General features: G+C 74.1%; 2 protein-coding genes. Both read left to right on the forward strand.

Translation table 11 applies throughout. The features are described 5' to 3' along the window. Positions 1–641 (forward strand): ATP-binding protein (locus tag ACFY9I_RS42615; protein WP_391012943.1); only part of this gene is annotated, 641 nt, incomplete at its 5' end. A 4-nt stretch (positions 642–645) separates the two neighbouring features. Continuing rightward, a partial coding sequence (locus ACFY9I_RS42620; protein WP_391012946.1) for a response regulator occupies positions 646–1,141 on the forward strand: 496 nt, incomplete at its 3' end.

A 1,141-nucleotide genomic window follows, 5' to 3' on the forward strand; every position in this document is an offset into this window, starting at 1 on the left:
CCGCCGTCCTCCTCGAACTCAAGCGGGTCGCCGACCACGGGCCGCCGGAGATGCGCGCCGAACTGCACCAGGTGCAGGAGACCACCCGGGGCAGCCTGGACGAGATCCGCCGTATCGCGCGCCGGCTGAGACCCGGCGTCCTGGACGAGCTGGGCCTGGCCAAGGCCCTCAAGGCGCTCGCCACCGAGTTCACCAAGCCGGGCCTTTCGGTACGGCACCGGCTCGACCCCGATCTGCCGCCGCTCGGCCGCGACGCCGAACTCGTGCTGTACCGGGTGGCGCAGGAGGGCCTCACCAACACCGCCCGGCACTCGGGCGCCCAGCACGCCGAACTCGCCCTGCACCGCACCCCGTCCGGCGTCGGGCTGATCGTCCGGGACGACGGCAAGGGCATCGGCGACGCGCCCGAGGGCGCCGGTATCCGGGGCATGCGGGAACGCGCCCTGCTGATCGGCGCCGACCTCACGGTGGGACCCGGCCCGGCCGGGGGCACGACGGTGTCCCTGGCCGTCCCGGTCCCCACCCACCCGAGAGCCACCGCCGCCGCTCCCGACACCGCCCCGGACTCCCCCGCCGAACCCGACGTCCTCCGCTCAGCCGTCCTCGACCCAGCCGCCCCCGACCCCGACCGGACGCCCTGACCTCATGACCGACCAGTCCAAGAACCAGCCCAGGAACCAGCCCAAGGGCCAGGCCGAGCAGCCGCCCACCCGCATCCTCCTCGCCGACGACCACGCGCTCGTGCGGCGCGGGGTGCGGCTCATCCTGGACGGGGAGTCCGATCTCGTCGTCATCGCCGAGGCCGACGACGGGGCGGAGGCCGTCGCGCAGGCCCGCGCCCTCCGCCCCGATCTGGCGATCCTCGACATCGCCATGCCCCGGCTGACCGGCCTCCAGGCCGCCCGGGAACTCTCGCGCGTCCTGCCGGACCTGCGCATCCTCATCCTGACCATGTACGACAACGAGCAGTACTTCTTCGAGGCGCTCAGCGCCGGCGCCTCCGGGTACGTGCTGAAGTCGGTCGCCGACCGCGATCTGGTCGAAGCCTGCCGGGCCACGATGCGCGGGGAGCCGTTCCTGTACCCCGGCGCGGTCAACGCCCTGGTCCGCAACTACCTCGACCGCGTCCGGGAGGGCCGGG

It is taken from the genome of Streptomyces sp. NPDC012510 (assembly GCF_042955065.1).
GTDB lineage: Bacteria > Actinomycetota > Actinomycetes > Streptomycetales > Streptomycetaceae > Streptomyces.